The following is a 6,320-nucleotide window of genomic DNA, read 5'->3' on the forward strand; positions in this document are numbered from 1 at the left end:
CCCATGCCTCGACCCGCACCAAGATGAGCAAGGACACCAAGGCGCGCATCAAGACGCTGTCCCGCGACGTGCTGTCACTCGCCGACCACGCCACCTTCCTATCGCAGAAGATCTCTTTCCTGCTCGACGCGACGCTCGGCATGATCTCGATCGAGCAGAACGCCATCATCAAGATATTTTCGGTCGCCGCCGTCATCTTCCTGCCGCCGACTTTGGTCGCCTCGATCTACGGCATGAATTTCGACGTCATCCCCGAGTTGAAATGGGAACTTGGCTATCCCTTCGCCATCGCCATGATGGTGCTGTCGGCGATCCTGCCCTTCTGGTATTTCCGCCGCCGCGGCTGGCTCTGAGTGGGCCTGTCGATCGGCTGCCACAGGCTGGCGCAGTAGAAATCGCTTGACCAAATGAACGCCGGCCTGCATCCGGAAACCCCGATCCTGGGGATCGTGGGTCGACAAGCCGGATTCCAGACCATGACCGCAGAGATAAAAACATGGGCCTATGAGGACTTCATCGAGGGTGCATCGATCGACCTCGGCTCGAAGCTCGTGAGTGCCGCCGAGATCGTCGAATTCGCCGGAGAATTCGACCCGCAGCCGATGCATCTCGACGAGGAAGCCGGCAAGGCCAGCATCCTCGGTGGGCTGGCGGCGTCGGGCTGGCACACCTGCGCCATGTTCATGCGCATGCTGTGCGATGCCTTCCTGTTGGACTCGACCTGCCAGGGCGCGCCCGGCGTCGATCAGGTCAAATGGAAGAAGCCGGTCCTGGCCGGCGATCAACTGACCGGCACCCTGGTGGTCGTTGCCAAGCGCCTGTCCAAATCGAAGCCACAACTCGGCTTCGTTACAATGCGCAGCGAACTGTTCAACCAGCGCGGCGAAAGCGTCTTCGAGCTCGAGAACTCCGCCATGTTCCTCACGCGCGATGCCGCGGGGAGCCAAGCATGACACTGGACGAGTTCTTTCGTATCGGCACCACGGTAACGCTCGGCTCGCACACATTCGAGCCCGAGGCGATCAAGGCCTTCGCCCGCAAATACGACCCGCAGATCTTCCATACCGACGAGGAGGCCGCGAAGAAAAGCGTGCTCGGCGGGCTCTGCGCATCCGGCTGGCACACCGCCGCCACCTGGATGAAACTCAATCTCGAAAACCGCATGGACGCCGAGATCGCTGCGTGGAGCGGCCCCGGTCCGGTGCCGGAATTCGGCCCCTCGCCTGGCTTCAAGAACCTGAAATGGCTCAAGCCGGTCTATGCCGGGCAAACCATCACCTTCACGCGCACCGCGCTGTCGCACCGCCCGATTGCCTCACGCCCCGGCTGGCGGCTGCTGGCGCTGCGTTCGGAAGCTTTCGATTCGACCGGCGACAAAGTGCTCGAGTTCGAAAGCGCCGTGCTGGTGAAGGCCGAGTAGAGGCGGCGCTTCTTCCTTCTCCCATGTGGGAGAAGGGAAGAACACTCAATGCCCCTCGAACCCAATCAGCGTCCGCACCGGCACGCCAAGCGCCTCCAGCTTGGCACGGCCGCCGAGGTCCGGCAGGTCGATGACGAAACAGGCGGCGAGGATGTCGGCACCTATCTGGCGCAGCAGCTTGACCGCCGCTTCAGCCGTGCCGCCGGTGGCGATCAGATCGTCGACCAGGATCACTTTCTCGCCCGGAGCAACACCGTCCTTGTGCATCTCCATTTCGTCCAGCCCGTATTCCAGGCTGTAGGCGACGCGCACCGTCTCGTAGGGCAGCTTGCCTTTCTTGCGGATCGGCACGAAACCGGCCGAGAGCTGATGGGCGACGGCGCCGCCAAGGATGAAGCCGCGCGCCTCAATGCCGGCGATCTTGTCGATCTTCTGGCCGGCATAGGGATGCACCAGTTCGTCGATGGCGCGGCGGAAGGCGCGCGCATTGCCAAGCAGCGTGGTGATGTCGCGAAACAGGATGCCGGGCTTGGGATAGTCCGGAATGGTGCGGATCGCGGCAAGCAGCGTGTCTTCGAGCGAGGATTTCATGGGGCGAGATTACCTGAAACGAAGGTTATTGCGCGACAATTGTTCGATCGAGCTGCAGCCCATCAGCTTCATGCCGCGTTCGATCTCGACCCGCATCTGTTCGAGCGCCCGTTCCACGCCGGGCTGACCGGCCGCCGCGAGCGGAAACAGATAGTAGCGTCCGACGCCGACGGCCTTGGCGCCGAGCGACAGCGCTTTCAGCACGTGTGTGCCGCGCTGCACGCCGCCATCCATGATGACGTCGATCCTGTCGCCAACGGCATCGACGACCTCGGCAAGCTGGTCGAACGCCGCCCGTGAGCCATCCAACTGCCGCCCGCCATGGTTCGACAGCACGATGCCGCTGCAGCCGATGTCGACAGCGCGTTTGGCATCCTCCACCGACATGACGCCCTTGAGGCAGAACGGACCCGACCAGAGCTTGACCATCTCGGCGACGTCGTCCCATGTCATCGACGGATCGAGCATCTCGGTGAAGTAACGGCTGATCGACATCGTGCCGCCGCCCATGTCGACATGCTCGTCGAGCTGCGGTAGCTCGAAGCCCTCATGGGTGAAATAGTTGATCGCCCACGCCGGCTTGAGCGCGAACTGCGCCATTCCGGCGAGATTGAGCCTGAAGGGAATGGCAAAGCCGGTGCGTTTGTCGCGTTCGCGGTTTCCCCCGGTGATGCTGTCGACGGTCAGCATCATCACCTCGACGCCGACCGCCTTTGCCCGCTGCATCATCGCCCGGTTAAGACCGCGATCCCGGTGGAAATAGAACTGGTAGACCTGCGGGCTGCTGCTGATGCTGCGCGCCTCCTCAAGGCTGACGGTGCCCAGCGACGACACGCCGAACATGGTGCCGTATTTGGCGGCGGCCTTGGCGACCGCGCGCTCGCCCTGGTGATGGAACAGGCGCTGCAAGGCGGTCGGCGAGCAATAGAACGGCATCGCCAGCTTCTGGCCCATGACCGTCACCGACATGTCGACCTCGCTCACCCCGCGCAGCACGTTGGGAACCAGGTCGCAGGTCTCGAAGCTTTCGGTGTTGCGGCGATAGGTGACCTCGTCGTCCGCCGCGCCGTCGATGTAGTTGAAGATCGGTCCCGGCAGCCGCTGCTGCGCCATGCGGCGGAAATCGGAAAAGTTGTGACAGTCGCTGAGCCGCATCATCGAATTCCAAAGGCCATGGCGGGACAAGTTTCTCGCCACCGTTCGATGCATCGAATATCAACCTGTTGTCGGCGTGCCAACGGACTATTTTTCGAGCTGCCCTCCGGACATGGCCATGAGCAAAAAAAGGGACGCCGAAGCGCCCCTTTCTGGTCTAATCCGATTGACGAAGATTACATGCCGAGATCCGAACGAAGCTCGGCCCTGGCCACTTCATACTCGGCCTTGAAGTCGTCCCGGTTGAGCAGGACCGCGGCGATGACGCTGCCGGAAATCCTGCCCATCTCGACGTCGGACGCATAGTGGATGCCGCCGACCTCGCGGTTGTGGGCGTATTCGGCCGCACGCGCCATGATCTCTGCGCGCTTTTCAGGAACCATATCGGACAGGATAATGCCCATCATGGTGCCGACGGTGGCGTGGCCGGACGGCCAGGAACCGGAGCTCGACAACTTGACCGCCGGCTTGACGAGGTCGCTGAGCTGGTGCGGACGCGGGCGCTTCCAGATATCCTTGGCCGGATCGACGACGGCGCCTTCGGTGGCCACGACGCGGTCGAAGAAGGCGCTGAATTTGGGCAGCGTTTCCTTGTTGAATTTCGGCCCCATGACGTTGGCGAAGCGCCAGACATTCTCGTCGGCATCGGCGACGGCGCTGGCTACCATCTCGGGCGTGCGTGTCACCTGCAGCATCAGCACCTCGCCGAGTTCGGCCTTGGTCTGCGCCGAATCGTTTGCCGGCGGCGGCGGCAGGATCATCGTCAGGTCGACATCCTTGTTGGTGACGAAAGGCTGGGCGTCCTCCGCTTGCGCGGCCGAGCCGACGATGAGCAGCAACAGGCCTGCCGCGAGCGATGCGTATCTTTTCATGGGTGCGATCCTTTGATGAGAGCAGCACAGGATCGCCGGATGCGGTGACGGCCATGTGACATGGCCGGCTTCTGGAAATGCAAAAGGGCGCCTCTCGGCGCCCTTCGTGATCACTTGATCGTGTGGCTTAATGCGCCACGCCTTCCCACACCTTGCGCTTGGTGAGATAGACCAGCGCGCCGAACAAAAGCAGGAACACCAGAACGCGAAAACCGGTCTTCTTGCGGTCTTCCATATGCGGCTCGGCCGCCCAGGCCAGAAAGGCGGAGACGTCGCGGGAATACTGGTCGATGGTCTGCGGCGCACCGTCATCATAGGTCACCTGGCCGTCGGAGAGCGGCTTGGGCATCTTCAGCGACACGCCGGACATGAAGTACGGATTGTAGTGGGTGCCTTCCGGGATGACCATGCCGGCCGGCGGCGTCTGGTCGTAGCCGGTCAGCAGCGAGTGGATATAGTCGGGGCCGCCCGCGTCGTACTGGGTGAAGATATCGAAGACGAACTGCGGAAAACCGCGTTCGACACCGCGAGCCTTGGCCAGCAGGGACATGTCTGGCGGAGCAGCACCGCCATTGGAGGCAGCGGCGGCTTCCTCATTGGCGAAGGGCGGCGGGAAGTGGTCGGACGGCTTGCCGGGACGGTCGAACATGTCGCCGGCATCGTTGGGACCGTCGTGGATGGTGTACTCGGCCGACAGCGTCTTGATCTGCGCATCGGAATAGCCGAGGTCCGACAGCGTGCGGAACGCCACCAGGTTCATCGAATGGCAGGCCGAGCAGACTTCCTTGTAGACCTTGAGGCCGCGCTGCAGCTGCGCCTTGTCATAGGTGCCGAATGGGCCGGTGAAACTCCAGTCCATTTCCTTCGGCTCGTCGATCGGGAAATGCGTCGGATTGGACACATTGTGTGCCTCTTCGGCGGCGATCGCCCGAGTGCCCGCGGCCCCAGCGGCGACGGCCACAAGGCCGATCAGCGCCAGCGAGGTGAGAATCTTTTTCATGCCAAATCCCCTTAGATTCTCTACCCGCTCAGCCTTTGGTTTCCGGAGCCGCCGTAGCGCCCGCCGGATGTCCGCTGCCGCCCTTGTTCTTCTCGAGCACCGCCTCGGTGATCGAGTTCGGCAACCGTCGCGGCGTCTCAATCAGGCCGAGCACCGGCAGCGCGATCAGGAAGAAGGCGAAGTAGAACAATGTCGCCATCTGCGCCATGAACACATAGCTGCCTTCCGCCGGCTGCGAGCCCAGCCAGCCAAGCAGGATGGCATCGGCCACGAACAGCCAGAAGAACAGCTTGTACCAGGGCCGGTAAACCGCCGAGCGCACCTTCGAAGTGTCGAGCCACGGCACCAGGAACAACATGACGATGGCGCCGAACATGCATAGCACGCCGCCGAGCTTGGAGTTGATCGGCCCGACATTGAAGGTGATGGCGCGCAGGATCGCGTAGAACGGCAGGAAGTACCATTCGGGCACGATGTGGGCCGGCGTCTTCAGCGGGTTGGCGACGATGTAGTTGTCGGGATGACCGAGATAGTTCGGCAGGTAGAAGACGAAATAGGCGAAGAAGAACAGGAACACGATCATGCCGAACGCGTCCTTGATGGTCGCGTAGGGGGTGAAGGCCACGGTGTCGGTCTTCGACTTGACCTCGATGCCCGTCGGGTTCGACTGGCCGACGACATGCAGCGCCCAGATGTGCAGCACGACAACGCCGGCGATCATGAACGGCAACAGATAGTGCAGCGCAAAGAAACGGTTCAGCGTCGGGTTGTCGACGGCAAAGCCGCCGAGCAGCAGCTGCTGGATCCAGTCGCCGACCAGCGGAATGGCGCTGAAGAAGCCGGTGATGACGGTGGCGCCCCAGAAGCTCATCTGGCCCCATGGCAGCACGTAGCCCATGAAGCCGGTCGCCATCATCAGGAGATAGATGATGCAGCCGAGGATCCACAGCAGTTCGCGCGGCGCCTTGTAGGAGCCGTAATAGAGGCCACGGAAGATGTGGATGTAGACGGCGACGAAGAAGAACGAGGCGCCGTTCGAATGCATGTAGCGCAGCAGCCAGCCCGAATTCACGTCGCGCATGATCTTCTCGACCGAGCCGAAGGCCAGATTGGTGTCGGCCGTGTAATGCATGGCCAGCACGATGCCGGTCAGGATCTGCGCCACCAGCATGATCGACAGGATGCCGCCAAAGGTCCATGCATAGTTGAGGTTGCGCGGCACCGGATAGGCAACGAAGCTGTCATAGACCAGCCGCGGCAGCGGCATGCGGGCGTCGAACCA

At 62.4% G+C, this 6,320-nt stretch carries 8 protein-coding genes; 3 read left to right on the forward strand and 5 right to left on the reverse strand.

Features of this window, described 5'->3' with window-relative positions; all coding sequences use genetic code 11:
- From EN991_RS19230 to EN991_RS19240, 3 genes are all read left to right on the forward strand, one after another.
- A partial coding sequence (locus EN991_RS19230; protein ID WP_281058801.1) for a CorA family divalent cation transporter occupies nucleotides 1-353 on the forward strand: 353 nt, incomplete at its 5' end.
- 123 nt (nucleotides 354-476) lie between these two features.
- Nucleotides 477-953 (forward strand): MaoC family dehydratase, encoded by a 477-nt coding sequence (locus EN991_RS19235; protein WP_013529991.1) that lies wholly within the window; start codon nucleotides 477-479, stop codon nucleotides 951-953.
- Nucleotides 950-1,420 (forward strand): MaoC family dehydratase, encoded by a 471-nt coding sequence (locus EN991_RS19240; protein ID WP_027162159.1) that lies wholly within the window; start codon nucleotides 950-952, stop codon nucleotides 1,418-1,420. The genes EN991_RS19235 and EN991_RS19240 overlap by 4 nt, the downstream gene beginning before the upstream one ends.
- A 45-nt stretch (nucleotides 1,421-1,465) precedes the next feature.
- On the opposite strand, the gene EN991_RS19245 is transcribed toward EN991_RS19240, so the two are convergent.
- The 5 genes from EN991_RS19245 to EN991_RS19265 all read right to left on the reverse strand — a co-directional run.
- Nucleotides 1,466-2,011 (reverse strand): adenine phosphoribosyltransferase, encoded by a 546-nt coding sequence (locus tag EN991_RS19245; protein ID WP_013529989.1) that lies wholly within the window; start codon nucleotides 2,009-2,011, stop codon nucleotides 1,466-1,468.
- A gap of 9 nt (nucleotides 2,012-2,020) precedes the next feature.
- On the reverse strand, nucleotides 2,021-3,166 hold the full coding sequence (locus tag EN991_RS19250) for an alpha-hydroxy acid oxidase (RefSeq protein ID WP_164766102.1): 1,146 nt from the start codon (nucleotides 3,164-3,166) through the stop codon (nucleotides 2,021-2,023).
- A gap of 176 nt (nucleotides 3,167-3,342) precedes the next feature.
- Nucleotides 3,343-4,038, reverse strand: coding sequence for a phosphatase PAP2 family protein (locus EN991_RS19255; protein WP_013529987.1), 696 nt, complete (start codon nucleotides 4,036-4,038; stop codon nucleotides 3,343-3,345).
- Nucleotides 4,039-4,165: 127 nt separating this feature from the next.
- Complete coding sequence (locus tag EN991_RS19260) at nucleotides 4,166-5,038, reverse strand: cytochrome c1 (protein ID WP_127369323.1); 873 nt, start codon at nucleotides 5,036-5,038, stop codon at nucleotides 4,166-4,168.
- Between the two features lie 28 nt (nucleotides 5,039-5,066).
- Nucleotides 5,067-6,320, reverse strand: a 1,254-nt coding sequence (locus EN991_RS19265) for a cytochrome b N-terminal domain-containing protein (RefSeq protein WP_127369324.1), incomplete at its 5' end; no start/stop codon positions are given.

This window comes from Mesorhizobium sp. M7A.F.Ca.US.005.03.2.1 (genome assembly GCF_003997795.1).
Classification (GTDB): domain Bacteria; phylum Pseudomonadota; class Alphaproteobacteria; order Rhizobiales; family Rhizobiaceae; genus Mesorhizobium; species Mesorhizobium ciceri.

What these genes read in the sequence shown, in the direction of transcription:
- EN991_RS19250 (WP_164766102.1), bottom strand. Translation starts at nt 3,166, where the DNA reads ATGCGGCTCAGCGACTGTCACAACTTTTCCGATTTCCGCCGCATGGCG.
- EN991_RS19255 (WP_013529987.1), bottom strand. Translation starts at nt 4,038, where the DNA reads ATGAAAAGATACGCATCGCTCGCGGCAGGCCTGTTGCTGCTCATCGTC.
- EN991_RS19260 (WP_127369323.1), bottom strand. Translation starts at nt 5,038, where the DNA reads ATGAAAAAGATTCTCACCTCGCTGGCGCTGATCGGCCTTGTGGCCGTC.
- EN991_RS19235 (WP_013529991.1), top strand. Translation starts at nt 477, where the DNA reads ATGACCGCAGAGATAAAAACATGGGCCTATGAGGACTTCATCGAGGGT.
- EN991_RS19240 (WP_027162159.1), top strand. Translation starts at nt 950, where the DNA reads ATGACACTGGACGAGTTCTTTCGTATCGGCACCACGGTAACGCTCGGC.
- EN991_RS19245 (WP_013529989.1), bottom strand. Translation starts at nt 2,011, where the DNA reads ATGAAATCCTCGCTCGAAGACACGCTGCTTGCCGCGATCCGCACCATT.